Annotated in this window: 32 protein-coding genes; 3 read left to right on the top strand and 29 right to left on the bottom strand. The window is 68.8% G+C overall.

Annotation, left to right across the window (positions count from 1 at the left end; translation table 11 throughout):
- Positions 1-195: 195 nt before the first annotated feature.
- Together SNOUR_RS32445 and SNOUR_RS32440 are read right to left on the bottom strand one after the other, a co-directional pair.
- The gene (locus SNOUR_RS32445) at positions 196-402 is read right to left on the bottom strand and encodes a hypothetical protein (protein ID WP_067354151.1); all 207 of its coding nucleotides are present in this window, start codon (positions 400-402) and stop codon (positions 196-198) included.
- 633 nt (positions 403-1,035) lie between these two features.
- Entirely contained in the window at positions 1,036-1,251 is a 216-nt protein-coding gene (locus SNOUR_RS32440) for a hypothetical protein (protein WP_067354149.1), read from the bottom strand.
- Between the two features lie 112 nt (positions 1,252-1,363).
- Here SNOUR_RS32440 and SNOUR_RS32435 point away from each other — a divergent pair, with 112 nt between their 5' ends.
- The 3 genes from SNOUR_RS32435 (at position 1,364) to SNOUR_RS32425 (ending at position 3,901) form a co-directional block, all read left to right on the top strand.
- Complete coding sequence (locus SNOUR_RS32435; RefSeq protein WP_079142996.1) at positions 1,364-2,200, top strand: helix-turn-helix domain-containing protein; 837 nt, start codon at positions 1,364-1,366, stop codon at positions 2,198-2,200.
- Positions 2,197-2,406, top strand: a complete 210-nt coding sequence (locus SNOUR_RS32430) for a DUF397 domain-containing protein (RefSeq protein WP_067354146.1) — start codon at positions 2,197-2,199, stop codon at positions 2,404-2,406. Before SNOUR_RS32435 ends, SNOUR_RS32430 begins: the two co-directional genes overlap by 4 nt.
- A gap of 304 nt (positions 2,407-2,710) precedes the next feature.
- Positions 2,711-3,901: an IS110 family RNA-guided transposase gene (locus SNOUR_RS32425; RefSeq protein ID WP_067343972.1), complete on the top strand. Its 1,191-nt coding sequence runs from the start codon at positions 2,711-2,713 to the stop codon at positions 3,899-3,901.
- On the opposite strand, the gene SNOUR_RS32420 is transcribed toward SNOUR_RS32425, so the two are convergent.
- The 27 genes from SNOUR_RS32420 to SNOUR_RS32305 form a co-directional block, all read right to left on the bottom strand.
- Positions 3,889-4,362: a hypothetical protein gene (locus SNOUR_RS32420; RefSeq protein WP_067354145.1), complete on the bottom strand. Its 474-nt coding sequence runs from the start codon at positions 4,360-4,362 to the stop codon at positions 3,889-3,891. The two genes, SNOUR_RS32425 and SNOUR_RS32420, sit on opposite strands and share 13 nt — an antisense overlap.
- A gap of 27 nt (positions 4,363-4,389) precedes the next feature.
- Positions 4,390-4,539, bottom strand: coding sequence for a hypothetical protein (locus SNOUR_RS46475; protein ID WP_159425948.1), 150 nt, complete (start codon positions 4,537-4,539; stop codon positions 4,390-4,392).
- Positions 4,521-4,808 carry an HNH endonuclease gene (locus tag SNOUR_RS49295; protein ID WP_159425947.1) on the bottom strand — a complete coding sequence of 96 codons (288 nt, stop codon included), beginning with the start codon at positions 4,806-4,808 and terminating at the stop codon, positions 4,521-4,523. The genes SNOUR_RS46475 and SNOUR_RS49295 overlap by 19 nt, the downstream gene beginning before the upstream one ends.
- Positions 4,805-5,653 (bottom strand): sigma-70 family RNA polymerase sigma factor, encoded by an 849-nt coding sequence (locus tag SNOUR_RS32415; protein ID WP_067354142.1) that lies wholly within the window; start codon positions 5,651-5,653, stop codon positions 4,805-4,807. Before SNOUR_RS32415 ends, SNOUR_RS49295 begins: the two co-directional genes overlap by 4 nt.
- Before the next feature lie 319 nt (positions 5,654-5,972).
- The gene (locus tag SNOUR_RS32410; RefSeq protein WP_067354139.1) at positions 5,973-6,200 is read right to left on the bottom strand and encodes a hypothetical protein; all 228 of its coding nucleotides are present in this window, start codon (positions 6,198-6,200) and stop codon (positions 5,973-5,975) included.
- A 282-nt stretch (positions 6,201-6,482) separates the two neighbouring features.
- On the bottom strand, positions 6,483-7,151 hold the full coding sequence (locus SNOUR_RS32405; RefSeq protein WP_067354136.1) for a ScbR family autoregulator-binding transcription factor: 669 nt from the start codon (positions 7,149-7,151) through the stop codon (positions 6,483-6,485).
- Between the two features lie 344 nt (positions 7,152-7,495).
- Positions 7,496-9,361 carry a DNA polymerase gene (locus SNOUR_RS32400; protein WP_067354134.1) on the bottom strand — a complete coding sequence of 622 codons (1,866 nt, stop codon included), beginning with the start codon at positions 9,359-9,361 and terminating at the stop codon, positions 7,496-7,498.
- 95 nt (positions 9,362-9,456) lie between these two features.
- Positions 9,457-11,889 (bottom strand): phage/plasmid primase, P4 family, encoded by a 2,433-nt coding sequence (locus SNOUR_RS32395; protein WP_067354131.1) that lies wholly within the window; start codon positions 11,887-11,889, stop codon positions 9,457-9,459.
- 75 nt (positions 11,890-11,964) lie between these two features.
- On the bottom strand, positions 11,965-12,360 hold the full coding sequence (locus SNOUR_RS32390) for a hypothetical protein (RefSeq protein WP_067354129.1): 396 nt from the start codon (positions 12,358-12,360) through the stop codon (positions 11,965-11,967).
- Complete coding sequence (locus SNOUR_RS48550; protein WP_312634179.1) at positions 12,357-12,479, bottom strand: hypothetical protein; 123 nt, start codon at positions 12,477-12,479, stop codon at positions 12,357-12,359. The genes SNOUR_RS32390 and SNOUR_RS48550 overlap by 4 nt, the downstream gene beginning before the upstream one ends.
- Positions 12,472-12,753, bottom strand: coding sequence for a hypothetical protein (locus tag SNOUR_RS32385; RefSeq protein ID WP_067354122.1), 282 nt, complete (start codon positions 12,751-12,753; stop codon positions 12,472-12,474). The genes SNOUR_RS48550 and SNOUR_RS32385 overlap by 8 nt, the downstream gene beginning before the upstream one ends.
- Positions 12,754-12,844: 91 nt before the next feature.
- Positions 12,845-13,585: a recombination directionality factor gene (locus SNOUR_RS32380; RefSeq protein ID WP_067354121.1), complete on the bottom strand. Its 741-nt coding sequence runs from the start codon at positions 13,583-13,585 to the stop codon at positions 12,845-12,847.
- A 112-nt stretch (positions 13,586-13,697) separates the two neighbouring features.
- Positions 13,698-14,495, bottom strand: coding sequence for a PD-(D/E)XK nuclease family protein (locus SNOUR_RS32375; RefSeq protein ID WP_067354118.1), 798 nt, complete (start codon positions 14,493-14,495; stop codon positions 13,698-13,700).
- 128 nt (positions 14,496-14,623) lie between these two features.
- The gene (locus SNOUR_RS32370; RefSeq protein ID WP_067354116.1) at positions 14,624-14,875 is read right to left on the bottom strand and encodes a hypothetical protein; all 252 of its coding nucleotides are present in this window, start codon (positions 14,873-14,875) and stop codon (positions 14,624-14,626) included.
- A complete protein-coding gene (locus tag SNOUR_RS32365) occupies positions 14,863-15,384 on the bottom strand; it encodes a deoxynucleotide monophosphate kinase family protein (RefSeq protein WP_312634177.1) in 522 nt (173 codons plus the stop codon). The genes SNOUR_RS32370 and SNOUR_RS32365 overlap by 13 nt, the downstream gene beginning before the upstream one ends.
- A gap of 113 nt (positions 15,385-15,497) precedes the next feature.
- Entirely contained in the window at positions 15,498-15,740 is a 243-nt protein-coding gene (locus SNOUR_RS32360; RefSeq protein WP_067354110.1) for a hypothetical protein, read from the bottom strand.
- Positions 15,741-15,743: 3 nt separating this feature from the next.
- A complete protein-coding gene (locus SNOUR_RS32355; protein ID WP_067354108.1) occupies positions 15,744-16,775 on the bottom strand; it encodes a LysM peptidoglycan-binding domain-containing protein in 1,032 nt (343 codons plus the stop codon).
- A 73-nt stretch (positions 16,776-16,848) separates the two neighbouring features.
- Positions 16,849-17,547, bottom strand: coding sequence for a hypothetical protein (locus SNOUR_RS32350; RefSeq protein WP_067354105.1), 699 nt, complete (start codon positions 17,545-17,547; stop codon positions 16,849-16,851).
- The gene (locus SNOUR_RS43490; protein WP_159425946.1) at positions 17,547-19,343 is read right to left on the bottom strand and encodes a poly-gamma-glutamate hydrolase family protein; all 1,797 of its coding nucleotides are present in this window, start codon (positions 19,341-19,343) and stop codon (positions 17,547-17,549) included. The genes SNOUR_RS32350 and SNOUR_RS43490 overlap by 1 nt, the downstream gene beginning before the upstream one ends.
- Entirely contained in the window at positions 19,340-20,401 is a 1,062-nt protein-coding gene (locus SNOUR_RS32340) for a hypothetical protein (RefSeq protein ID WP_067354102.1), read from the bottom strand. The genes SNOUR_RS43490 and SNOUR_RS32340 overlap by 4 nt, the downstream gene beginning before the upstream one ends.
- Positions 20,402-20,410: 9 nt before the next feature.
- Positions 20,411-21,310 carry a phage distal tail protein gene (locus SNOUR_RS32335; protein ID WP_067354100.1) on the bottom strand — a complete coding sequence of 300 codons (900 nt, stop codon included), beginning with the start codon at positions 21,308-21,310 and terminating at the stop codon, positions 20,411-20,413.
- 1 nt (position 21,311) lies between these two features.
- Positions 21,312-23,798: a phage tail protein gene (locus tag SNOUR_RS32330; protein ID WP_312634176.1), complete on the bottom strand. Its 2,487-nt coding sequence runs from the start codon at positions 23,796-23,798 to the stop codon at positions 21,312-21,314.
- Positions 23,799-23,971: 173 nt separating this feature from the next.
- Positions 23,972-24,322 (bottom strand): hypothetical protein, encoded by a 351-nt coding sequence (locus tag SNOUR_RS46470; protein WP_159425945.1) that lies wholly within the window; start codon positions 24,320-24,322, stop codon positions 23,972-23,974.
- Positions 24,323-24,381: 59 nt separating this feature from the next.
- Positions 24,382-24,705, bottom strand: coding sequence for a phage tail assembly protein (locus SNOUR_RS32320; protein ID WP_067354091.1), 324 nt, complete (start codon positions 24,703-24,705; stop codon positions 24,382-24,384).
- A gap of 123 nt (positions 24,706-24,828) precedes the next feature.
- Complete coding sequence (locus SNOUR_RS32315) at positions 24,829-25,416, bottom strand: phage tail tube protein (RefSeq protein ID WP_067354089.1); 588 nt, start codon at positions 25,414-25,416, stop codon at positions 24,829-24,831.
- Between the two features lie 19 nt (positions 25,417-25,435).
- Positions 25,436-25,843, bottom strand: a complete 408-nt coding sequence (locus tag SNOUR_RS32310; protein WP_067354086.1) for a phage tail termination protein — start codon at positions 25,841-25,843, stop codon at positions 25,436-25,438.
- Positions 25,840-26,121, bottom strand: coding sequence for a DUF5403 family protein (locus SNOUR_RS32305; protein ID WP_067354084.1), 282 nt, complete (start codon positions 26,119-26,121; stop codon positions 25,840-25,842). Before SNOUR_RS32305 ends, SNOUR_RS32310 begins: the two co-directional genes overlap by 4 nt.
- Positions 26,122-26,124 lie beyond the last annotated feature (3 nt).

Genomic DNA, 26,124 nt, shown 5'->3' with positions numbered 1-26,124 from the left:
CTCTGTGGGGGATGGCCGTCAAGAGCACGCTTAGGCCAGTTCGGAGGGTGGGGCCGCCTGACCCGTAACTCCCCAGTTCTCGCAGGCGGCCCCGGCTCCGATCCTTCCGCACATGAAGGATGCGTGGAGCGTTTCCCGGCCAGCGGCCGGGCCCGTCCGGGCGCCGTTCAGTTCACCCGGAGGGGTCTTGTGGGCTCATGCAGCGGCCTCCTGTTGGCCCTGCTCCTGGCGCTCCAGCGTCTGGCGTTCGGCCGGTGTCGCGGGCATGCACCAGGAGGTGAGGGCATCCCAGGGCGGGTGGTGCGGCCTGGTGAGCACCAGGCACGCCCCGTTGATCTTGGTGATGCGGCCGACGTTTCCTCTGGTGGTGTCCAGGACGATGTCCTGAGCGTCGAAGCGCATGGCGTCTTCCCTGTGGTGGGGCCCGCCCCGGCAGTGACGTACGCACGGGGTGCCGGGGCGGGGGTGGTGGCCGCCCCGGCCGGGCTGGGATGGGCCGGGGCGGCGTGGGAGTCCACCTGACGTGGCCTGCCTGACCGGAGCCGTCAGGTGGACTCTGTGCTCCCCGTGTCTCTTCTGCGATGAGAGACCGGGAGCCCACGAGCGGGGGTGTGGGCTCAACCGTGGGGAGCGTGCCCGGCGGGGATCAACCCGCCGGGGGCTTCAGGGCCGCCGGTGGCGACCGCGCAAGATGATCTGCTGCGGAACCAGTTCGGGGGCCCGCACAACCCGCGGTGCCAACTTGGGGGGGGCGGGCCGAGACCGCCGACGACCAGGGTCGCTCCGTGCTGGTCGCACGTCCACACCGTGGTCGACTCCTGGGTCATGTCGTGCCACCCGAACGGGCAGGGGACAAGGTCCGAGTCGTCGTCGGCCACCGTCGACTCCTGTGCGGCTCCCCGCTGGTCAGCGAGCAGGCGGGCTAGTAGGCGCTGCACGGTCGCCCCCGACCATCGGTCTTCTTGCCGCCGTTCGGCCCTTGCGACTGCTCGTTCCGCTTGCCGTTCTTCTCGCTCAGGTCGTCCGGCCGGCCGCTCACTGGCGCACCGCCTTCAGGTGCCGGGCCACAACGACGGTCTGGCTCGGGGTGAGCTGCGGCGGGGCGACGCGGTGAAGACGAATTCCGCCCTCCCACTCCGTCACCTTCACGGTGCTCGGGTCCGTCTTGATGCCGATCGCCCTCAGGGCGTCGTCGAACTGCGTACCCGCGTCGGCACACGCCTCGTGCGGCGTGCGGGCAGGACTGGTCATGGAGTCCTCCTTGCCTCTCGGTAGTGCTTCCGCTACCGGGGAGGTTCAGCGTGGCCCGTACCTGGGAAGCGTTCAACTGGGCAGAATGGAATGGAAGGTTGGCGATCGAACGGTGAACAAGAACGACTTAAACCCGCATGCGTCTCCTCAGGCGGCCTACGGAGCACGTCTGCGCAGCGCGCGAGAGGTGCGTGGCTGGACGCAAGAAGACCTTGCCGCCCGCATGGACTACTCCAGCGTGCATGTCTCAGCCGTCGAAAATGCTCGGAAACCTCCAACTCTCCGATTCTCGCGTAGCATTGATCGCGCCCTCGGCCTCGTAGGTACAGCAGACGCGTTCGAGCGCCAGTACCGCGAAATCAAACACGGCAGCCTGCTGGAGGGGTTTCCTGAGTACGTGAGCTTCGAGGGTCGCGCCGTGGAGATCAGGCTGTATGAAGTGGGTGTTATCCCTGGCCTGCTCCAGACACCGGAGTACGCGGCAACACTGGAAGCTGACGCAGTCCGGCGGGAAGCCATCACGCCCGAGCAAGCAAAAGAACGGGTGGAGCTGGTGTCACGAAGGCAAGACACACTGGCCCGCACTCCATCGCCCCTGATTCATGCGGTGCTTGACGAGAGCTGCGTTCGCCGACCTATGGGAGACCACACGGTCATGGACGCTCAGTTTGATCGCCTGCTGAAGTTCGCCGAGATGCCGAACACGGTGCTCCAAGTCGCCCCCTTCGCCATGGGTGCGCGGCGGCCCTTCAGCCTGCCCGTCACCGTGCTGACCATGACAGACCGCTCAATCATGTCGTACGCCGAGTCCGCACAGCGGGGTCACCTCGAACGGGACAACGCTTCCGTGGTGCCCATACTGACGGCCTACCATCAGTTGCAGGCCGAAGCGCTCTCTCAGACGGCGTCAGTGGCCATGATCGAGCAGTTGCGAAAGGGCACCCTGTGACGACCGAATTCCCCGAATTCCTCCGTTGGTACAAGTCCTCCTACAGCGGCAACGGCGGCCAGTGCGTCGAGGTTGCCGCTAACCTCGTCGCCTCGCGCGGCGTGGTTCCGGTCCGCGACAGCAAGGACCCGCACGGGCCCGCCGTATCCTTCCCCGTCACGTCCTTCTCCGCGTTCATCGCGGCCGTCAAGAACGGCGCGTTCTGAGACCGGAGCGCAGGAGCGCAGCAGAACGGCCCCCTTCACCCAAGCCGATGGCGAAGGGGGCCGTTCTGTGTCAGGCAGCCTTACGTTGTTGGGCGGGTTGATCGAGCCATTCGTAGGGTTGGGTCGCCCAGGGGTGCTGGGTGTGGCTATCAGGCGGCTGCCGTCCGTGGCTGAACTCGCTTCGCCGCCCGGCACCCCACGACGACCAGGCCGCTGATTGGGAAGTGCGAACGAGTCGCTGTGTAAGGCAATGCCGGCGAGGTCGTCTGTGGTACGCACTGCAACGACGACCGTCTGGAGCATGATGAGCCGGGTATGGGCCGGGATCGACAGCGGCAAGACCCACCACCATTGCGTCGTCCTGGACGCCGACGGCGCCAAGCTGCTGTCGCGCCGGGTGGCCAACGACGAGCCGGAGCTCCTCCAGCTCCTTGCAGACGTCCTCGGACTCGCGGACGACGCAACGTGGGCGGTGGACATGGCCGACGGCGGTGCCGCACTGCTGATTGCACTGCTGGTCAACCACGATCAGGAACTGCTCTACATCCCCGGCCGCGCGGTCAACCGGGCCGCCGACGGCTACCGAGGCGAAGGCAAGACCGACGCCCGCGACGCGCTCGTCATCGCCGACCAGGCCCGCGTCCGCCGTGACCTGAAGCCCATACGTCCCAGCGACGAGATCACCGCGGAGCTGAAGCTGTTCACCGCGCGCCGCACCGACCTCGCATGCGACCGTAACCGGTCGATCAACCGCTTGCGTGCCACGCTGACCAGCATGTTTCCCGCACTGGAACGCGCGCTGGATCTGACCACCAAGGGGCCGCTGGTGCTGCTGACGGGCTATCAGACCCCGCTGGCAATCCGTCGCGTGGGCCTGACCCGTCTCACCAAGTGGCTGAGCGTCCGCAACGTTCGCAATGCGGAGTCCCTGGCCACCGCTGCGGTCAGAGCCGCCGAGCGGCAGCACACCGCCGTCCCCGGCGAAGCGGCCATCGCCTCGCTGGTGGGTGCGCTGGTCGAGGAGGTGATGGCCCTCAACGAGAAGATCGCGGACGTCGACAAGCTCATCGAGGGCCGGTTTCGCCGCCACGAACTCGCCGAAGTGATCACCAGCATGCCGGGAATTGGCTCCCTGCTGGGCGCAGAATTCCTGGCCGCCGTGGGCAGCGACATGGCATCCTTCGCCACCCCGGACCGGCTGGCCGCCTTCGCCGGCCTGGCTCCCGCCCCGCACGACTCCGGGAAGTCCCACGGCAACCTGCACCGACCGCAGCAGTACCACCGCGGCCTCCAGCGGGTCTTCTACACCTCCGCGCTGATCAGCATCCGCAGCGACCCGAACTCGCGCCGCTTTTACGACCGCAAACGCGCTGAGGGGAAGCGCCACATCCAAGCCGTCCTCGCGCTTGCCCGCCGACGAGTCAACGTCTTCTGGGCTCTGATCCGTGACCGTCGGTGTTACCAAGTGATACCTCCAGTCACTCATGCGGCTTGACTTCCAGATTGGGAAGCGAGGTAGGCGGCCACCTTCAGCACGTCGTCCAGGCCGGCCGCCGGGCCGGCCAGCTCCCGGGCCGCCAAGAACAGCTCTTCCCGGGTGAACGCTCCGTCACCGGTGTCGGGCTCGATGGAACGAAACAGGTCCGCCATGGCCTCCCGATGGCAGGCCGAGCGGGCTCCACAATCCGCGCGGCAGGGAGCGTTGTCGTTCGGGCACGGCTCCACCGCTCGCTCCTCGGGGGCCGACGGAACGTTCTCTCCGTCGGCCGCTATGGATGCGAGGGTGACCGATCGCGCGAACCGGCGGGCGGTCTCCGGGGCCAAGTAGATGTACGTCGTTACGTCCTGCCCGTCCTCCAGGCGCTGGACTTCGAGCTCCACGTACCCGTCCGGGTCGTCCCGCACGGTGGTGCGGGCCCCGCCGTCGTACTCGCAAGTGAACTGATCTTCAGTCATGGTGTTGCCTCCAGGGGGGCGTCGGGGTCAGTCGTCGGCATCGGTCAGAGACCACGGGGAGCCGTCGCCACCCGGGTCCACTTCCACTTCCACCTCCGCCTCCAGCTCCCTGTTCAGGTCCATCACGGAGGCGCCGGCCAGGGTGGCGTCCTCCAGGGTCATGAATCGCATGCGCACGCGGCGGCGTTTCCTTTGGTCAGGGCCCAACAGGCCAGGGTGTGGGTGTACTTCGCGGCATTGCAGGTGCGGCAGGCGGCCACGACGTTGTCCGCCGCGTCCCGTCCTCCGCGGGCGAGGGGGAGTACGTGGTCCAGCTCGTCGGCGGGGCCGTCGCAGTAGGCGCAGCCGGACCAGCGGGCGAGGACTTCGTCCCGGGCGTACAGCGGAGGCCGGCGTGGTCGACGCGGGCGCCGAGCTGGAGCCGGACGCCTGCGGCGCCGGGTCACGCGGCTAGCTCCACGTCGAGGTCCGCGCCCTCCAGGGCGAGCGATTCGACGGTCGCGCGGAGGCGGTCCAGGGCCCGCTTCAGCGTCTGCCGGGAAGTGACCTGCGTGATGCCCAGGGCCTCCGCTATCGCGGCGTGGTCGGGTACCGGGAGGCCGCGGGCGTCGTAGCCGTTGTGGAGGTGGGGTTCCGGATCGAACCCGAAGACCATCCGGACGACGCGCTCTGCGTTGCCGTTCAGGGTCTTCAGGAGGGCATGGGCCAGGGCTGCCTTGCGTTCTCGGTCCTGGCGGGCGAGGTCGGAGGGCTCCGCCAGGTCCGCCGGTACCCCGAGGGCATGCGGATCTGCCAGCACCTCCCCTAGCAGAAACGATTCTTCGCCGGCCGGGGCGTCCAGGGACTCCACGCCCTCCAGGGATAGGCGGGCCAGGTGGGCCGTCGCGGGGCTCATCCGGTGGCCTGCTCCGGGGAGGATCGTTGCCAGGTACTCCGCGGCCTCCATGTCGCCGCCGACGATGGCCAGGCAGCCCTTGAATGTGGCGAGGGTTTCGTCCGAAACCGTGGGGCCGGAGGCCGGGTTGGTCGCAAAGGACATCGCCCCCCGGATGTAGTGGTGGGCGTAGGTGGAGAACTTCGACCCTCGCGCCGGGTCGTGGCTGGTCAGGGCCTCCAGGACTGCCACGCGGCCCTCCTGGCGAAGGTCTTCCATCCGGTCGGTGAACCCCGGACGATGCCGGATCTGCTTCTCCGCCAGGCGGTAGATCATCCCCTCCAGGCCGTCCAGTACCTGGGCGATTGCCTCCGCGTCGCCGTTCTGGGCAGCACGAATCAGGGCAGGGCAAAGCATGGGTGGTGCTCCTGGGAACTGGGGGCCCGGATGACCGGCTCGGGGCCATGCGCTGGGGCCCGTGACAGGCGGGAATCCGCACGCCTGTTCGAATCAACGGATAGGGGTATGCCTGGGCAGTGCCGCACGCGTGTTCGAATGCGTGGGTAGGGGTGTGCCGTGGCGGTGCGCGGGCAGGGGGTATCGCCACGCGGCCCCGCGTGCGCGGAGGCGTGGTCAGAGAGGGGGGAAGATCAGCTCAGAGCGAGCGGATACAGAAAGGCCCCGTCACGGCATGGAGCCGGTACGGGGACCTGGGAAGGGAAAGGGTCCGCCCGGCTCAGAGCTGGGGCGGATCAGTGACGCCTACGGCCTGCGACAGGCGGGCAAGGCGGGTCAGAGCACACGCGCGGTCGCGGGACACGCGAGCCGTGCGGGCGTACAGGCGTCGCTGGATGGCGCGCGGCAGGTGGCGCAGCCGGCCCTCGGCGTGGGGGTGGGCGACGACCGCGAGGCGTAGGGCCAGGGCGCGCCGGAGGCTACGGCGGAGCCAGAGGTGGACCGCCACCAGGTGCGGAGGGAACGGGGCGCGACGGACGCGTTCGACGCGTCGCCGGATGCATTCCCAGGCGTGCGCGCTGAGAGTGGGACGATCTTTGATTTCGTGAAGCGATGGATGCAGTGCCACAATCCTGTCCGTGGTAAGCGTGAGTCCCGCGGTCACTGGTCAAGGGTGAGCGGGACTCAAAGGCTGAACATGGCTCCCATCAAGGGGGCGAATGGGCCGGCGCCCGGGGGGCTGCAACCCCGGGGCGCCGGTTTTCCGTTTCCGGTCAGTGCCCCATGCCGGTTAGCTGGCGAGCGGCATATCGTCGCCCGCGATGTGCGCACCTCGCGCCGGGTCGAACTTGAGCTGACGCAGTACGTGATCGTTGATGACGCCGGGCAGGCTGTACCGCCAGATATCCGTGATGTAGTCGTCGAGGTCGCGACGGTCGGAGAACGCCTGCGACATGTTCTGCACTCCCGCGAAAGAGGCAACCAGAGTCCTGGCGGCCCGCTTCACGTCCACGCCGGGGCGGACTTCTCCGTTTTTCTGCGCCTCGACGAGGATCGATGCCGCGAAATCGACCCACATCCGCATAGCCCGTGCCCGGTCGATGGGGTCAGTCCCCTGCTCCATCGTCAGGCGCGCGGCGCCCCGCTGGATGGCATCGTTTTGCAGCCCGTAGCAGAGCAGGTAGCCAGCGTCTACCAGTTCCTGGGCATGCAGCTTTTGCGGAGGTATAACCATTCCCGTGAACTGTTCGTCGAGGATGGCGGCGGCGATGTCCTGCTTGTGGCGGAAATGGTGATAGAGGGCGCCCTGCGTTACCGTGGCCTCTTTCGCGATGTCTTCCACCGTGGTCCCGGCGTAGCCTCGCCGGTCGAAAAGTATCCCCGCACATTCGAGGATGCGCCTACGGGTGCGGATTGCGCGCTCCTGCTGGGGAGTCCGTTCCGCCTGGTCACGAGTCACTTCGTCTCCATTCCACCTTCGCCGAGTCACCCGGCGTGTCCGAACTGCCCACGAAGGTAGTTAGCGCCCCGTTAAGATCACCAATGCGTAGGTTTTCGATAGCTAACGGACGAAACGGACTGAAGATGATCTATGAGCCTGGAGTCATCGCAGGTCAGAGCCCCTGTAGGGGTAGATTCGGACAGTTCGGTATCAACGGCTTCGAGTATCGCAAAGATGGCCGAGTGGCGTAGATCACTGATTGTTTCCTGCGGCCCTTTCTTGATCGCGAAAGGCTCTGCCGCCTGTGTGGGCGTCGATCTCTAGAAAGCGTCCCCGAATGACGCAGCTACAGCCCAGGGGGCTCACGCGGCCTTCGGGGCCCATTCCGGGGGCAGGCCGTAGCCTCCGGCCCACGTCGCGCCATACACCTCCGCGTCAGTACCGATGGGCACCCCGAAAAGATCCATTCGAACCGTCTCCGCTACCTCCCGGGCGATATCGTCCACATCCGCCACGGGGGCCGTGCCCAGCACCTCGTCATGCACCCACAGGTTCAGGTATTGCGTCAACCCCTTGGAATGGAGGTCCAAGAGTGCCTGACCCATCGTGTCGCGGGCGGTGGATTGGCACAGATAAGCCACGCCCTTGTAGAGCTTGTCCCGATCAAGAACTAGGCGTCGATCGGACGGAGTTCGGATTTCGCACCCATTGCTCAGGGCATGGCGTTGCAGACCCCGGGCCCAGCGACGAATACCCGGGTAAGCCCGTGAGTAGCGGGCCAGAGTGTCCCGCATAACTGAAACTTCAAGTCCGGTCTGCTTTGCGAGTGTTGCCGCGCCGCCCTGATACGACGTGCCTAGGCCCGCGATCTTCGCCAAGCCCCTTTGATGCTTGGTGAAGCCTTCCCCGAACATCAAGGTCGCGGTGAAGTCGTGAAGGTTCCGGCCGCTCAGGATCGCTTCGCACATTCGGCGCTCCTGCGACAGAGCCGCCAGGACCACCAACTCCACTGACGATTGGTCCACGCTGAAGTAGGCGCGACCCGGCTCCGCCACGATGCTTCGCCGAATTTCCCATCCCTTCGAAGGGAGTTGTTGGAGCGGCGGGTCCGACACCGACGCCCGGCCGGTCTTGGCCCCCAACGTGTTGATCCGCGGATGGATACGGTCCTGGGCGTCCCGGTTCTCCAACATGGCCACGGCGTACGACGTGCGCCACTTGGACGCCCGCTTGGCACGGAGCACGGCGTCCGCCAACGGGTTGGGCGGGCGGACCTCCAGCCGTTCCCACTTGTCGTTCATGTCGGCCATGGGGAGCAACACGTCCTTGGCCACCGATGGGGCCCCGGAGTCTGTCGTCTCCTCCCAGGTCTCTCCCATGCCCTGGAGGGCGGCCACCACCTGGCGGTCACTGTTGACGTTGTCGACGCCGTACCGGGCTGCCCTCGCTGAGTGCGTGGCCGCCTGCTCCTGGAGCCGGTCCACCAGGCCCTCCGTGTACGGCACGTCCAGGAGCATCCCCCGCCGCTCCATGGCCGCGCAGATGGTCATGAGTTGGTGCTCGTAGGCCACCAGCGTGTCCGGGATGCCGTGACGGACCAGCTCCTGTTCCAGGTGGGGCCGCAGGCGGGCGGTCAACAGTACGTCTAGGCCGGCGTAGCGCTGGTAGACCTCGTCCTGGTACGGCACCTGGGCCCAGCCGGTTTCCTTGGTCAGGCCGTAGCTGCGAAACACGCGGGTTAGGCCGGCCTGGGTGTCCGGGGCCGCCGGGTCCACGTACCAGGCAGCAAGCGGCTTGAGGCTGACGCCCACGCCGCCCTCGAAATCCTGTCTGCTGTCGGAGAGGTGGGCGAGGATCTTGGTGTCCCGCACTCGCGGGGCGACGGTTTCCAGGGGCGCGACGCCGTGGCGGTCGAGGACCAGCAGATCGTAGGCGGCGTTGTGGATCACCAGCTCCGGGCACCGGGTCACCACGGTGCGGGCCAGCTCGACGAAGGCCGGCCCGCGTTCGACCGGGACGACGAACGCTGTGTCGGTCGTGCCGTACTGGACGGTGCGGAGCCGGTGACCGGGACTGAAGGTGTCCAGGCCGCTGGTCTCGGTGTCCAGGGCCAGCGAACGCGGCTGGTGTGTGGTCAGCCAGTCCCGAGCCTGGCGCGCGTCGTCCTCGGTCTCCAGGGCGTGGATGGTGGTCTGGTCGCCGGCCAGTTGATGGCGGTGGATCTTCAATGCGGGCTCCGTGGAGTGCGCCGGCCGCCGGCCCACCGCGTCGTGACATGCGAAAGGGGGCCGCCCCGGCTGGGACGGCCCCCTGGGGCACACGCTTACGTGGTCCTGGGCTGGCCGAATATGTCTTGGCTACCTCCATCGGCTGGGGTACGTGACAGAGCCCGGCAGTCCGCCAGATTGGCCATGACACGCGTTCCGACGGCCTTGGATTCCCGAACACCGGGGAACGTGCGCAAGGCGTCGTAGAACCGGTTGCGCATCATCGGATGCCGGATACCAGACTCCTCCGCCCACGTCCGATAGCGGTCCCAGGTCTCGGTCTTCAGGACGTGGGCACCCTCCTGGACCACGAACTCCTCCCCAATGAACCCAGCCAAGGGATGGGACGTGTCCCGGTAGTGCGCGGTCCGCCGTTCCACTGCCTCAGGGAAGGCCAGGCCCCGACCTGCCTGGTACTCCCGGTGCCACGCCATGGCTCCGCGCACCGCCCATGCGGCGATGCCCTCCCGCTCTTGGGCCAACGTGGCTTTCAGGTGCTTGTTCTCCCGGCCCCGGAAATCTTCCAGCCACGGAACGACCCGCACCCGTTGCCACAAGGCTTGGTCGGTGGCGTCCACGTCCGGCGCATAGTTGGTATCCACCTGGACCAGACACACGGGCCGGAACGTGATCTCTTCACGGGCGTACACGCCCCGCGCGGTGATCGACTGGTCCCCGGTGACGGCCTTCATCAGGGCCTGGTCCAACGGCATGTTGGCGGGCCACTCGGAGGAGATCACCAGGCGACGACCGCGCAACCCCACGATGTCCGCGCGGGGCCCACCGGACTCCCGGCGCTTTTGAAACAGGCTCGGTTCCGCCCGCTTCGTGATCTCGCTGAAAACCTTCTCCAAGGTCTCGGTGAACGTCGTCTTCCCGTTCGTCGTCTCGCCCACGTGCATGACAAAGCACCGCTCTACGCCGTACCCGGTGATGCCGTAACCGGTGAGCATCTGCAAAAAGGCCGGCATATCCGGCGAGTGCGGGTGGCACTCCTCCAGAAACCTTTGCCAACGCGGCGCTTGAGCCTGCGGGCGGTACTCCACGTCCAGTACAGCCGTGTTCATGTCCGCGGGGTCGTGCGGCCGGGCCTGACCCGTGCGAAGGTCCACCACCGCGTTCCGGAACGCCAACAGGTCGGGGTCCGCGTCGAACCGGCCCACCGTCGCGTACACCCCGGGGATGCTCGCCAACATCTCCACCATGCCCTTGACCCGCCCGGACTCCTGGGACTTCAACGCCCACCGGGACCGCTTTTCCGGGTCGTGCCCGGCCTCGTCCTCCAATGCCTGGATCACGGCCCGCACATCGGCGTACAGAGCTTCTTTCGGTACGTGCTGCCAGTGCGTCCCGCGCCACTTGTAGACCCCCACGCCCGGCACCATGCGCACGTGGCCGCCGAGCTGGCGGTACAGGCGCATTGCGTTGCCCAGGTCCGTCAGCGGCAAGGGCCCGGCTTCGCCGGCCGTCGGCGCGGACGATGCCGGTTCGGCGTTGTCCAGGACGTGGAGCGGTGCCCGTCGGACGGCCGCGTGGAGCTGCCCGGGGAACGCCTCCGGGTCGCGGGCGCGCCAGTCGGTCAGGTCGTCCCCGGCGTGGGGAATCTCCAGGCGTCGGACCATGACCCCGGCGCGGACCAGGGCGTCCGCCAGGGCGTTGGTGAACTGGGCGCCGGCGGTGTCGCGGTCGCCGGCCAGGACCACGTCCCGATCCTGGAGGCCCATGGCCAGTTCTTCGACCAGTGCGTCATTGCGGGCCAGGCCGGCCCCGCGGATTGCCACGGCGTCGTAGCCGACGCCCACGGCTGTCAGCGCATCGCCGGGTCCTTCGGTGATCAGGACGGTGTCAAAGCCGCTGTGAGCGGTGAACACGCCGTACTTGCTCCAAGCCGCGCCCTCCGGGCTGGTGATCGACAGCCACCGGGCCGGACACTGCTCGGTCACGTCTCGGCCCTGAAGGCCACGGGGACGACCGCTGAAGTCGTGCAGGGGAACGGTCAGTCTCGGGTACCGCTGGTACGCCGTGGACCGGTAGGGGAACCGGGCGTCGAGGCCGGGGTAGTCCAGGCCCAGGCCCAGGTCCACCGCCCGTGCCGGCTCAAGGCCGAACCGACGGAGCACGTAGTCCCGAGCCTCCGAGTGCTCCGGGTCCAAGAACGCCACGTTCGTGGTGTCCTCGTACTGGGCCAGAGCGGCCAGGCATCCGGGGTCAAGGTCGCCGGGCTGCGGCTTGGCGGACGTCCGGGCTCCTTCGCCGGGGGTCCAGTCGAACAGGTCCGCCGGCCTCATGCCCAGGGCGGAGAGGATGGCGTCCCGGTCGCACCCGGCCCAGCACCGGACCAACAGGCGCCCATCCTCCTTCAGCCGGAAGAACAGGCTGGGTCGTTGGTCGTCATGCACCGGGCAGGGAACCCCGTACTCCCCGCGCTCCTCCAGCACCTCCGGGAAGCGGGCCAGGAACTGGGTCAGGTCCTTGGTCGGGGTCGTCAAGGGGATCTCCTCATGCGAAAGCGGGCGTGTCTGAACCCGTTTGATGGGGTCCGTGACACGCCCGCTTCGGGGAGGTCAGTCGAGATTGCGGAGGGCCTGGAGGACGCGCCCGAACGTCATCAGGTCCATCACCGCGTAGGCGTCCTCCACGCCTCGCCTGGGCGCCTTGACGATCGCCACACCGTGAGGGAACCCCGCGTGGTCGGCCTCGCGGTTTGCCTGCCGTACGTAGTCGGCCAGGCGGATGGAGCGTTCGGCCTTGCACTCGATGACGAACGGGCGGGCGTGGAGGTCTCCCACGTCCCGCGCTCCGGTCTGCGCCGGCCGGACCACGTTGTCCGGGTCGTGCGGGTCGCGCCAGGGGTAGGCCGCTTCTTTCCAGTGGTCCACGTACTGGCCAAGGGCGGTGTTCAGGTAGTGCCGGACCTCCCGCTCCCACCGGGTGCCCTTGGCCTTCGCCGCGTTGGTCATCGGCGGCTCCGTCGAACAGCGGCCAGACCGACGACCATGGTCAGCAGAAACCACGCAGTGCGGCCAACGATGGCCAGTGCCAGGGCGATGACCGCCAGGACCAGGAGCGCGTCAGACACCGGCAGTCGCCTCCGCCGGTACCGTCACGGCCACGTGTTCCGCCGCCACCGTCTCCACCCGGAACGTGCTGCGCTTGACCCAACCACTCTCGTTGCCGGTCGGCTTCACCTTCAGCATGGGCAGCACGCGGCCCTTGTACTGCTCGGTGTAGGTCCGCAAGACGGTTGCCTCCACCATCCGCACGCCATTGCCCCGCCGGGCCGCATAGACCAGGGTGTCCCCCTCGCGGATCTCCTGGCCGGTGAAGTCGTGGATATGGCCCCTCTTGGCCACGATGCGCTCCTCTTTGTTCTTGAGACGGGGCCGGCCGCGTACCGCACTGGTATGCAGCCGGCCCCGAGTTCGCTGTGCCTGGAAGGGCGGGTCAGAACGGGGCGGAATCCGCCGTGACCTGGGACAGGGAGGGAACGGCCGGAGCCGCCTCCGTCGAGGCGGGGCCGTGCACCGTCAGAACCGGCTTTCGGTACGCCACGTCCACGCCGGACTTGGTGGTGAACTCGACCAGTTCCAGTGACAGGGTGCACAGGGCGGGGCCGCCGACGGCCTCCAGCTCCCGCCAGAGCGATTCCAGGGACTTCATGAAGTCCCAGGAACCGGTCATCAGACGGAACTTGCCCAGCTCCGGGGCGTCATGGAGCCTGAATTCCACGCGCTGGTCCGGCTTCGGTCCGTGGCCGGCCTTGGCCGCCGCCTTACGCTCCTGAACCGTGGTGGGGCATCCGCACGGCTGGCCGTGGCGCGGGTCCTCCGGGTCGGTGAACTCCACGCCGTCGCAGGCGTGGATGGGCTTGCCGGTCATGCCGTACAGCGCCATCCGGAACGTCACCGCGTCCGGACCGTCCACGATGACCTTGACGCTGTCCGCGCCGGTCAGCACCTCCAAGGAGTCCTCCTTGGAGGTCTCCCAGGGCTGCGGTGTGCCGCCGTACAGGTCGGCCACGGCCTTACCCACCTCCGGGTCACCGGTCGTGATCCGCCACGCCTCCAGTGCAACGGGGCGGCCGTTGAGCTGCTGCCCGGCACGGAACCGGCCCACGTAGTCGCTGGCGAACGTCTTGGGGCGGGCGTTGGGGTCGGTGTCGAACACGCGAAGGGTGCGGGCCACTGCTGGCTCTCCTTGGGGAAGTGCTTGGAATGAGACAGCGAAAAGGCCCGGCCGCGTGGGCCGGGCCTCTCGCTACTTCCATGCGCTGGGGGCCGTGACAGCCCCGGTCGGCCTACGCCGCGCGCCGCTGGGTGCCGGTCTCCGCTTCCCCGCCGGAGGCCACCGGCCGGCCGATCACCCCGCGCTTGGCCTCCCGCTCCCAGTCGAACACCGCCCGCAGATGAAGGAAGGTCTGGAACAGCTCCTGGCTGTGCCGGACGGGGACCAGCTTCCAGCCCTCCGGACGAACGTGGAGGACGGCCGCCGCGTCGATGGCAGGGAGCGGGACGGACTCCCCGGTGTCGGCCCGGACGATGCGGTCCGCGTTCGCGTACGCGGCGAGCTGCAACGCCACCTCCTCATGCACGCCGCTCCTGGTGGTCTTCCAGTCCAGAACGACGGTTTCCCCGCCAATCCGCGCGATGGCGTCGAACGACCCGGCATAGTTGTGCTCGTCGCTCCAGACCGCGTCTTCCAGGAACAGGAACTCCGGCTGGATGGCGTCCAGGAACTCCCGGAAGTGGTCCGCGTAGCGGCGGAGATCCGGGTGGACCCGCGCCACGTCCTCCCCACGGGCCAGGCGCTCGAACACATCGTGGGCCGCCGACCCGGTGTCGGCCGCCGCCTTCACCACGCGCCGGGGCGCCCCCTTCAGATAGTCGACGGCGCCGGCCCGGTCGTTCATCGCCAGACCCACCAGGGAGCCGACGTTGTCCACGGCTGCCGTGGCCACTTCCTTGGCCGCCCAATACTGAAGGAATCCCTTCGGGAGCATGGACAGGACGGACGTCACGCCGGGTGCCTTGGCACCGGTCTCCGGGTCGACGTAGAACCGGCTCCCGGACCTGCTGATGGTGTTCAGTGCTGCCACGGGTCTCTCCGCTCGCTCTCCGGCCCGCCAGGGGCCGCTCTCAGTCGCTTACGGCGGAATCCGCTGGGGCCCGTGACCACGGCAAAGGGCCCGGACGGAACACTGTCCGTCCGGGCCCCTGCCCTGCGCTATCGGCCGGTGCCGTCGCCCACCGACTCCTCCGGCAGCGTCGCCGGGTTGTACTTCGCCGCCACCTTCCGCGACGCGCCCTCGCCCAGGAACAGGATCACCAGGAACGTGATCGCGTTCATGGCCTGGTCGTTGACGGCCACGTCGGCCACGGCGGGGATGTAGTGGCCCACCAGGACCAGGAGCGCGCCCAGGGCCGTACGGACCCGGACGGGGTTGTCCCGGATGGCCTGGCGGATCAGGTCGAACATGTCTCTCCCAACTTGTCGAACAATGCGCGGACGTTGTCGCGGAGTTCGGACAGCGTCCCGGTGTTGTGGAGCACGTGGTCCGGCGTGATGCCGTCCAGCTCCGTTTCTGAGTTGTGTTTGCCGGCGTCGCCGTCCAGGCCGGCGCCGGGTCGCTCCACGCGGACGACCACGGCGCCCTCCGCGCGGAGCGCGTCCAGCTCGTTGGCGTAGCGGGCGTCCGCCACGACGCACGGCATGTGCCATTCGCTGCCGTGGCGGACCTGCGCCAAGACCGGACGGACCCAAAAATCGGGGTCGCGGTCGCGGATGGCCTGGCCGTACTTCTGGAGGAGCCGCCGCACCTCGGGCAGGGCCTTGGCGCCCTCCCACCCACCGTGGGCCTCCAGCGCGTCCCGCAGGCGGTGTTCCTCGTAGCAGCAGGAGAGGACAAGGGGGTTCAGGCGGGCGAGGGCCGCTTTTAGCTCGTCGGCGAACGCCAGCCGGGTGTAGGCACCGTGGCGCACCAGCATGCTGGCCACGGTGTCTTTCCCGGACCTGGCCTTTCCAACGAGGGCAATGTGCGGGCGGGGCATAAGTCCTCCAGCGCGAGGGGGCGTGATGTGCCCGAATGCGCTGGGGGCCGTTACGACCCGGCGGCCTTGACCAGGGCCGCGATCAGCGTGCCCAGGGAGGTGACTGCGGCCAGGGGCAGGGCGTAGCGCCAGCGCTCCAGGCCCCGCAGCCGGCTTTCATGGTCGGCCAGGGTCTGGCTGACGGCTTCATGGGTCTGGGTCAGGCCCCGCACGTCGCCCCGGAGCGCCACCAGCTCGTCATAGATTTCGCGGGCCCCGATCACCACGGCGCCCACTTCGTCCCGGTCGTTCACCGCTTACCCCTCCACGGTGAACCCGTGCTTATTGCCCAGGAGGCGGAGCGAGGCGATTCCGGGGATGCCGTCCGGCGGTCCGCCGACGCCGGTCCGCTGCTGCCAGTTCGCGTACGCGATGCGGGTCATGGACCCGAACGACCCGTCGCACCACTTGGAGTCCAACAGGCCCTCTGCATGCAGTGCCGACTCCACGGGGCGCACGTCGGAGGGATAGGTGGTGCCGCCCGGGCCCCGGTCCGGGTCGCGGACGGCCGCCGCGCGGATATGGGCCAGGGACACCACCGGCTTGGCCTTGGCCGGAGGCTGGGTGCCCTTCTCCGGAACGGTGATCCTGTCGCCCGGGTGGATCACGTCCGGATTCTTCACCTGGGGATTGATCGCCAGGAGCGCGGCCAGGGAGACACCGGCGGAGGCGGCGATCTTGCCCAGGGTCTGGCCGGCCTTCACCACCACCGTCTTGCCCGTGCCCGAACCGGCGTGGGACCCGCTGGAGGCCGGACCGGAGGCGGCAGTCTTGTAGACGAACCCGCGCTTCCCCTTCAGGGCCGGGTCCGCGGTGGTTACGCCCTCCGCGTACTGCGGCAGGCCGTACCCGTGGACGTAGGCGTCCCGGCGATTGCGGCGCTTGAGGTAGACGCCGTCCCCCTCTGCCGACCCGGTCACGGAGGTATTGCCTTCCACGGTGGTGATCGTGTTCGCGTCGTACGCCACCACGATGCCGGTGTGCGAGTTCGCTGACCGGCCGTAGATCACCTGGGCACCGATGGCCGGGTACGCGGAGTACCGACCCCGGGAGCGGAACCAGTTGTAGGCCGTCCACACCGACGCGGTCACGGGGAACAGGGACCCGGCGCCTGCCTGCCTGGCGCACCAGGAGACGAACGTGGCGCACCATGCTTGGTTCTGGGACCACTCCAGGCCCGGCACGGCCGGGCTGTAGCGCTGGTGGTTATTCCAGTGGCCTCCGCTGAATCCCTCGCGGTAGCCGATCTCTCCGCGCGCTATGCGGATCACGTCTGCGGCCTGCGCCAAGCCATCCTCCTTCTGTCGTGCGTGGAAAGGCCCCGCCGGTAGTGGCCGACGGGGCCGTGTGAACGTGGGTGGGTCAGGACGCGACGCCGTACAGGCGCTGCACGCAGGCCCACACAACCGAGTTGGCCTTGGCGCGGGCCTGCAACTTGATCTCCGGATGCGCCCCGAACCGATAGCCAGGGATCTTGAATGCGGCCTGGATGGGTTTGCCGACGGGGCCGGAGGCCACGGTCTGGCCGTCCACGGTGATGCGGAAGTCCCCGCCGGGGCCGTTGGCGGTGGCCTGCGCGAAAACCTCCATGCGCGGGTGTTGGGCCTCCGGCCAGGCCACTTGGAGGTCCGTCCAGTCGGTGGCCTCGGTGGAAGGCCAGTCAACCGCCTGCGCCGGGCTCATCACGACGGGCAGATGTGGGCGGGCCAGCCCGCCACCCACCACGTCCTCCGAGACGATTTCGTTCCCTTGGGCGTCCTTGATGCGGACGGCCTGGGCCTGCCCCGTCGGGGTGCCGTTCCACACCGAAAACGCCTCGCTACCGTCCCGGCGTCGAACCACTAGCGCGTGTTCCCCCGCGATCGGGCCTACCTCGCCCGCACGGAAGGTCTCCGCGCCGCCGGGTTGCCGAACCGAGAGGCTGCCGCCCTCCCCGATCTTCACGTCACCGTGGACAACTTGATTCATGGCTGGCCGCCGGTTGGCGGCCGTGGTCAGCATCCGTACTTGCGCCTCCAGACGCCGGATACGGTCGGTCAGGTCCTGCGGGACGATCGCCACTAGGCCGCCTCCAAGTACATCTCCGCGGACTCCTGTTGGCCGCGCTGATCAGGGGTGACGCTCAGGCCCACCACCCGGAAAGTGGCGTCCAGGCCACCGGAGAACCATGTGTCGCGGATGCGGAGCCGGACGGTCGCGCCGAGGAGCGCGGGCGTTACTTCTCCGTCCAGGCGGACCCGCACGGACGGGATCACCACTGACTCTCTGGCGCGGGCCAGATCTGCCTTGGCGTGCTCGTCCAACGTGGTCAGCTTCTCCACGCTGTTGTAGTCGCTGTGCCCGTCCAGACGGGGCCACCCTTCCTTCAACTTCTCGGGGTAGGACCACTCGGTGGACATGAGCGGGTGAGACTCTTCAGCCTGGTTCTGGTTGCCTGTCGCTCCCCGGCTCTGCCAGGTGTTGGCCATGCCGGTGGCGTCCTGCGGCCAGGAGTAGGCCAGGACGTTGCCCGGGTAGGTCAGCATCACCGGCACGGACCCGGCCTGGATCTTCGGATAGCCAAGCTGAAGCCGTTTGACGCGTTCGCCGGTCTCCGTCTCGCGGTAGACCTGGATGCGCCACTCAAAGCCGTTCTCGACGGCCGCCAGGCGGTCCAGGGCTTCCCGTACCGGGGTTGCGTCGTACCGGGAGTAGGTCCGGTCCCGCTTGACGCCGGACGTGCCGGCGTAGTCGATCTGGATGCCGATGTCCCCGCCGGCCTTGCCGGCCGCGTACGCCGCCAGGGACCGGGCAATGTCGAACTGGTCCAACTGCCGGGCCTCCAGGGTGTCCCGGATCTCCCGGTGGTCCCAGTAGGAGTCGAACGTGGCCGCCTGAAGGGCAACACTCACCGAGCCCCGGTCGTCGACGGCCGGCGTGGCCGTCCAGACGATGCCGCCCCACCACAGATCCCGGCCGCGCTCCACCCACAGCGCCGTCCGACCGGGCTGCACGGCCGCCTTGATCCGCGCGGCCGTCGCTTCATCCGGCACCGCGAGAGTTCCCCGCAGTGTTCCGGTCTTGCCTATGTAGTCGTCGAAGGCGACCTGTTGGACGGGGAGCACGTCCAAGAGCTGGTCCGTGCGCAGGTCGGTGAACAGGAACCGGTAGCCGGCCAGGGGGAGGTCCGGTTCCGTCTGGCCCCAGTCCAGTCCGTCATCCGGCACTGCCCCGCCATCGAGCGGCGCGACCACGGACCGGATGGTCTCCACGTACCGGTAGAACTCCTCGGTGCGCCGGCCGGACTCCCGCATGGTGCGCGAGAGGTCTCCGTCGGGGAACCAGGCTGCCCGCTGGGTCCTAGTGATTTCCAACTGAACGCCTGCACGGCGGGTGTTGCGGTTGGTGACGTTGTCGGGGTCATCGCCGTTGACGTCTTCCGCCGTGCCGTACTCCACCGCGAACCCGGCGGCCTCCAGGGCCCGGCCGATGCGGGCCGCGGACTCCGTGTCTGCCCCGCCCAGGTGTGTGATCGGAGCCGTACCGGCCAGGCCGTGGTAGCTCACGGTGTAGGGCACCCGGGCCTGAAGGGCCAGGGCCTGGGGCTCGTCGTAGCGCGTCGAAGTCAGGTGCAACGAACGGTTGTCGGCACTCTTCAGGCCCACCATGGAGTAGAACTGGCCGCCGGTCGCACTGGCGACAGCAGAGGCCAGTTCCGTGGTGCCGGCCTCGATGCCGCCACCGTGGATGGCCAGGTGGGCGACGCGGGAGGACGTAGGACGGATATCCAGGCGGTAATCCGTCCCGTAGGTCTCCGCCGCCTCCAGCTCCGCCCAACGCTGATACGTATCCACCGCGCGGGAGTTGGTGGTGGTCACGCCGGGCCCTCCCACCGCAGCGCGGCGATGCTGTACCGCCCGGGAACTTGGTCCAGGGCAGCCGCCGTGTAGAGGCTCACCTCTACGAAGTCACCGGCCTGGAGCACAACGGGAAGGGACGAGGCATGCCCTTGCCCACCGTTGGACCGGGCGACGAACGACATGTGCCACTCCCGGACGCCACCGTTCTTGGTGACCATGACGCGGGCCTGTTCGGCCCCGCCGGGCCACGTCTGTTGGGCGTAGACGGTGTAGAGGCCGCCGACGGGCGCGACCAGACGGGTGGGGTTCGTCGGCGTCCACATCGTTGCGTCGGTGCGCGCGTCCGTGCCGCTCCACCGGACCGGGGTGTAGCGGTTCGCCGCAAGGTTGTAGGCATCGTCCTTGCGGACGGCGACGTAATGGCGTTCTGCCACGCTGCGCCAGCCGTTGCCGTCCCAGCGCTCCAGGCCACGGCCGTTGTCCCGGTACTGGCCGGGGTAGGCGCCGCTGTATCCCAGGCCCCAGCCACCGGCCTGGATACCGCCCAGGGACACGGTGGTCCGGCGACGGTCGGAGACGGCGGTGGCCCAGTCGATACCGCCCGTACCGGCGGACGTGCCCGGCGGCACCGTGATCTCGTACAGCTTCTCTGCCGTCCCGGAGGCCACGGGCGCCTCCGGGTGGGCGGACGGCGTGCCCTGCGCAACGATCAGCGCGGCCGTGGACTGGTCCGACCCGTCGTAGGCGGAGTCATAGACCCGCAGGAAGACAGCGTCCTTCCGCGGATACTGCGCGTCTCCGTCCGCGATCGTCAGCGTCTCCGGCTCCGTCACCGCCACCGGGTACGCCCCCTGTACGGAACTGCCGCTGATCACGGCGCGGCCGGTGCCGATGGTGCATTGCATCGCGCCGGCCGAGGTCAGGGCGAACGGGTTCCCGCCGGGGACGACGCCGCCGCGCGAGGTGAGTTCGGCGTTCGGGGTCCAGGTGCCGACGGGCACCAGTCGGGTGTCCGCCCGGGTCTGTCCGCCGCCCGGGGCATCCCGGTTGACCAGCCAGCCACTACGTACAGTCAATGTTGCCTCTCACCAGAAAGCCGACCGCCACCGCGCGGTGACGGACGCCAGGGGGTCGTAGGTACCGGGCGCCGCCCGGAAGGCCAGGACGGAGACCCCGGGGTCGAACGTGAACGTTTGCTCCGGGGCGCTGCGGGCGGTCACGGTGTAGAGCCGTGACGCGGTGTCGTTGAGGACGGCTGTCCCCTCGGCGCAGTCGACGCGCAGGACATCGGACGCCGTGAGGGTGATGTCGTACTCCAGGCGGCGTCCGGTGTGGAGCTGGAGCAGGGAGGGACGGACCACTGGGCCCCGGAACTCGACAATCGGATGCGCCGGGGCCTCGCCGAGGTTGGGCGCCGCGAGGGTGCCGGTGGACCCTGTGACGCCCCACTCCAGGGGGTAGTCCAGGCCGCCGTCCGTCCAGTCCAGGCCGGGTTCCGGGGCTGGTAGCCCGCAGGTGACGCGGTTCTCCTGGGTCTCGTACCGGCGGGGGTCGGAGCACTCCCACACCACCGACCCGTACGGCTCCCCGCGGGTGTATCGGCGGTCTGCCGGCAGGGCCCGCCGGGTCACCCGCCCCCGCATCAGCCGTCGTGCTCCGGCGAGTTGAACTACCAGGTCTTGTTCCCGCTGGGTCGGGGCGGTCGCCCGGCGGAGTTCGGCTAGGAGCGCGGGGAAGCGCTCCACAGTGTCCGGCAGGATCATGAAGTCGAACTGGAGGGTGCGGGTGCCGGCCAGGAGGTGGCCGGGCCATCCGCCGTGTTGGGTCGGGCGGAGCACGGTGGCCATGTCCAGGTCGGGGAGATCGTCCCACCCTGTCAGTTGCTCGCCCACGTACTCCGTGGTCTCTCCCATGAGCAGACCGCCGTATTGGATCTGCCCGTCCTGGGTGACCTGGTCCCCCGGGGTGTTCAGTAGTTGTGGCACGTCACCCCCTCGCCTTCATGAGCCAGTCCAGTTCACGCGCGACCTGGGCAGGCTGCATGTCGCCGGCGTGAAAGTGATCAATGTTGATTGCGGCCGACGCGCGGTCCCTCGACGGGCCGGGCCGGGTCTGTTCGACCTGGGCCAGTACCGGCCGGCCGACCATGGCCGGCATGTCGGCCGTGATGCCGCCAAGTTGACGTTTGAGCGCTGGGACCTGGTCCTCGATGCCCTGCATGAAGCCCTTCAGCAACAGCCGGCCGTTCGGGGTCAGGATGCGGGCGTCCAGCTCCGCCGGCCCCTTCCAGTCCGGCAGCATGTTGGTGATGCTGCCCAGCTTGTTCTTCAGGCTGGAGATCATGGACGAGATGCCGTTGATGAACCCGCGGATCAGGGACGCTCCGGCGTCCCAGAGCGTGGAGCCCAAGTTGCCCAGCGCATCGCGGGCCCGTCCGGGAAGGGTGCGGAGGAACCCGACAGCCGAACCGATCCCGCTGGAAATCTTGTCGCCCATGGACGACATGGCCGACCGCGCCGCGTCCGCCACGTTGGAGCCCATGGTCTTGACCTGGTCCCACGCCCGCGACGCCAGGTCAGCGAAGTATCCGACCACGGCGGAAACGCCGGACAGAACGACGGAGCCGATCTTGGAAAAGATGGCCCCGAAGAACTTGCCGAGACCGGAAAGGGCGGCCTTGGCCGCGTCCAAGGCGCCGGAGAAGTCGCCGCGCAGCAACGCCGCGATGGCCTTGACCGCCGGGACCACGATGGTGGTGATGTACTTCGACGCCAGCTCCGCCAGGACGCCGGCGACCTTGCCCACCAGCGTGATCACCGGCGTGATGACAGGCACGAGGGCCTTCAACGCATCGGCCAGCAACGTGCCCAGGGCGGTGATCAACGGGGCGCAGGCGACCAGGAGTTCCCCGAGTGCTTTGCCGATCGTCGCCAGGGCGGGAGCCAGGGCAGTGATCAACTGGCCCACCAGGTCACCGAGAATCGGCGCCAGTTCCCCAATCACCGACAGAATCGGCCCCAGGATGGTCGGGAGCTGGTCCAGGATTGGCTTTAGGGCCGTGAGCAGCGCGGACGCGATCTGGCCGACCAGTTTGCCGACGGTTTCCAGGACGGGGCCAAGAGCACCGGCCAGTTGTGAGACGAGTTCCGCCGCAATCGGCAGAATCGCCGCCAGGGCCTGGGCCACCACCTTGACCACCGGGGCAAGTCCAGCCCCCAAGCTCTGGGCCAGTTGAACGAAGACCGGGGCCAGGGTGCCGGCCGCGCTCTGCATCGGCCCGGCCAGGGTCGTGACCAGCGTGTTCAACAGCGGCATGGCCGCCTTCAGCGCACCGCCCAAGATCGTCGAGACGGCCCGGCCGACCGCCGAAACGGTCTCGAACAGCGCGCGGAACGTCTCCTGGGCCTCCGGTGTCGCGGTGACCTTGGCGGCCGTGGCTGCCAGCTCCGAGAGGACCTGGAGGGCTCCGCCGCCGGCTTGGGCCGCCGCCCCCAGGACGTTGCCCAGGGCCCGACCGACATTGGCCAGGACGCCGCCGAACTGGCGGGCCACGCCTACAGCGGCCTCGATGGACTCTTGCATGGCGCCCGACGCAAACGACCGGTCCATCTTGGCCCGGAGGCGGTCCAGGCCCTGGCCCATGGAGGCGGTCATCCGCTCCCACGTCGGAGCCGCTGCGGCGCCGAGCTGGACCAGACCCTGGAGGACTGTTGCGGGAAGGCCGCGCAGGTTCTGAAGGCCCCGGGTCGCCCCCTGAAGGGCCTGGCCCAGCGCGCCGTCCTGGGCCAGCGTGCGAGCCGCGACCAGCGTGTCCTTGCCCATGGCGTTCAGGGCGGAGGCGGTCGCGGACAGCTCCGTCCGCAGGACAGGCAGGACGGAGTTCGCGGTCCGCGTCAGGGTGTCACCCAAGCCGCGGAACAGGTTGCCTTGGACGGAACGTTTCACCTTGTCCCAGGCCGGCCCCAGAGCCTTGGTCTGGCTGACGAAGTCCCTGGCGGCCGGGGCCAGTTTCTCCATGGCCTCCGCGTCGCCCGACAGGGCGTCGGAGACCCCGGACATGCCGACCTTCAAAGCCACGCCGGCCGATGCCAGCGCCAGGACGGCCGGAGCGGCCACCCCGGCCGCGGGGGCCATGGACGCGATGGCGGACGACAGACCCGCCACCGCCGGGATGCTGGAGGCGGCCGTGGACAGCTTGCCCAGCGTCCCGAGCAGGGACAGCACCTTGCGGCCGGCGCCGCCGGAGCTGTCTCCGACGTGGGACACGTCCCGGGCCAGTGTGGCCAGCCGGTCCCGGTCCGCCTCGACGCGGGCCGGGACCGTCATCGGGGGCCGGATGCGCGCCAGCTCCCGGCGCAGCCGGGCTATCTCCCGTTCGGAAACCTCCAGCTTGACCCCGAGGCCCGCGTTCGCGCCCTGGAGACGTTCACGAAGCCGGGAACGGAACTCCGACAAGTCCGGGTCCACGGTCACACGGACCCGTGCACGGACCCGCGCCAGCTTGGCGTTCAGGCGTTCGCGGAAACCTTCCAGGTCCGGGACGGCCTGCACTTGGACGCGGGCTCGCCGCTCGATGCGGTCTAGGTACCGCTGGAGACTGGTGGCGAAGTTCGACGTGTCGGGGAGGACACGGATCGAAAGGCGCCCTACCTCGCGGCCTCCGGGGCCGGCCATGACTTACCCCCTGGTGCAATGGGCTTGGCCAAGGGGTGTCTGGACAGGTCAAGGCGTGGCCGCTCGTGCTTGTCCGCCTTGACCTGTGGAACGGGAACGGGAACCGGGTCCCGCTTGAGTCGCCCGCCAGAGACGCGGACGTTGTTGGCGTCGGCGAAGCGCACGGCGTCCAACAGGGCGGCCAGCAGGTGCGTTTGCACCGTCCAGCCACGATGTTCGGGACCGCCGGCCAGCGATGCGGCCAGGGCGGAATCCGGGGGCAGATGCTCGGTGAGCTGCCAGGCCCGGCGGGGCGTAAGGGCGCCTCTCCACACGTCGGCCAAGTCCAGACCGTAAAACCGCTGGAGGTCCGCCCGCAGTGCCCCGCCGTGGCCCTGATCGACTAGCTGTCCGAGCGCGGAGCTTCCCCCACCTGGGTCTCCGCCTGCCACTCACCGACGGTGCGGACGAACACGGCCAGCGGCCAGTCCTCCATCTCCGCCGCCAGTGCGGCCGGATTGTCGGCCACCAGGAGGAGAAGGTCACGGATCTTCGGCACCAGCTCCTCCAGCTCCTCCGCCCCGGTCTCACCGAAGCGCGCCAGGATGGCGCGGGCGGCCGTCAGGCCGTCGCTGGGCAGCATGAGGATGTTGCGGAGCTGGACCGTGTCACCGGCCCGCGTCTCCAGCGGCAGAGCCTCGTACTCCGCCGCCGCTTCCGCCATCATGTCCGCGCAAGAAAGTGCCAAGGGTTGTCCCCACAGTTCGTGTCGTGCGGTCCCAGGGAAAGAGGTCTTCCGCCCGGAGGAACCGGCCAGGGGAAGAGGTGACGAACCGCTCAGCCGGGTTCGCTAGTCGCCGCTGTGCGGCGGGGGCGGAGGCGTCGGAGCCGCGACCTGGGCCCACTCGCCGACGGCGCCGCCCAGCTTCGACGACCCCAGGAAAGTTCCCTTGACCGGGAACGACACGAAGTCGTCCGACGACATGCCCACCGCGTCAGAGCCCAGGAGAGAGACGCGCGGGTGGTACAGCGGCAGGTAGTTGGTGCCGTCCACCAGGACCACCAACAGCGCCTTGGTCTGCGGCGTCGGCGTGGCCGGGATACGGAACGACTTGTCCGCCTGGACAGCCGCCGGGCCCGCACCGAAGTACAGCTGATAGGTCAGGGCCGTGGCCTGGATGGACTGGAACGTGACGGAGTACGTCACGTCCGGAGTCGTCGCGCGCAACTTGGCGTTTTGCCAACTCCCCTTGATCTCCGGGTCGTCACCGTCCCGACCGAACTCCGGAAGGGAGTCAAGCTTGGTGTGCCCGACGTTCTCCCAGAGCCCACCCGGCTTGGTCGGGTCGGACAGGTCGGCCGGCTTCTCGGTGTCCGGGTCCGCGATGAAGATGTAGCCGCCGGCCGGGACGATGGCGGCGTTGTCGATCAGAGCCAAACTGTTCTCCAGGGGTAGGTCAGATGGGGCGCGCGGTCACGCGGTAGGTGGCCTGGAACCGGAACAGGTCCGGCCCGGCCGCTGGTTCGCCCACGCGGATCTCCGCCGGCCCCGACACGTCCTCGAACCGGCTCAGGTAGCCGTCGGCACCGCGGAATTGATCTCTGCACGCCTCCGCCAGCGCGACCCGGGCCGTGCGGGCCAGGCGGGAGGCGTCGCGCCGGTCGGGGGCCGCGCACTGCACGTCGATAAGGGCCACGTCGACCCCCAGGGGATTGGAGGAGCCGCCCGGTACCCGGCGGGCCACCACCAGCGGAAGCCGGTCGGCCCAGTCCTCCGGCCAGACCACGCGCACCGTGGCACCGCTCAGGCCAGTCCGGAGTGCGTCGACCACCAGGGCGTCCACATCAGGAAGCACGGGTCTCATAGCCCCGCCTCGATCGCGTGAATGCCGGGCACCCAACGGCCGTTCGGCGCGAGATGGCCGTAGTTAATGGCGAACACCGCCGGGTCTTCCATGACCACGGTGGAGTCCGTACGGCGGGTGCGCACCTTCGTGTGAGCGGCCAAGGCCCCGGTATGCCGGTGCGCCTCGACGACGGCCCGGACCCGGTCGGCCCGGTGGTCCAGCTCGTCGGCGACCGCGTCCCGGACGCCGCGCAGGTGCGCCACGACGCTGTCCGTGTTGGGCTTCACCGTCGCCATGGG

This window comes from Streptomyces noursei ATCC 11455 (genome assembly GCF_001704275.1).
In the GTDB taxonomy this organism is placed as follows: domain Bacteria; phylum Actinomycetota; class Actinomycetes; order Streptomycetales; family Streptomycetaceae; genus Streptomyces; species Streptomyces noursei.
This window is presented reverse-complemented; position numbering and strand designations above follow the sequence as displayed.